Origin of the sequence: Bacillus sp. USDA818B3_A (assembly GCF_009928415.1) — a bacterium.
GTDB lineage: Bacteria > Bacillota > Bacilli > Bacillales > Cytobacillaceae > Neobacillus.
Genome location: NZ_JAABNN010000067.1, coordinates 1 through 371, shown reverse-complemented (window position 1 = coordinate 371; position 371 = coordinate 1). Strand labels below are relative to the sequence as shown.

The following is a 371-nucleotide window of genomic DNA, read 5'->3' as shown; positions in this document are numbered from 1 at the left end:
GAAGCATGGTGACATGTGGAGCTGACTGATACTAATCGATCGAGGACTTATCCTAATAGAAAAGCGGAGGCGACTGTTCAACTTCGATAGACGTTGGAGAGCCGGCACTGCAAATCCGGGTTTTGGATTTGTAGGAACGGATCGAAACGGCCGAGAAGTTAGGAGCCGTAGCTGGACAAATTTTTAGATGAACTCGTTTTTACTAACTTCTTCTATATTATCTAGTTTTGAGGGAATGAAAAAAGTTAAATTTCCTCTTGCAAAATATAAAAAAGACATTATAATAAAATAGTGTCTGATAAATAGTCTGGTAATTATGGCGAGAAGGTCACACCCGTTCCCATACCGAACACGGAAGTTAAGCTTCTCAG

General features: G+C 40.4%; 1 rRNA gene. It reads left to right on the top strand.

Features of this window, described 5'->3' with window-relative positions:
• Positions 1 to 306: 306 nt before the first annotated feature.
• Positions 307 to 371: ribosomal RNA gene (gene rrf / locus GXK58_RS26875) — 5S ribosomal RNA — on the top strand; the annotation flags it as partial.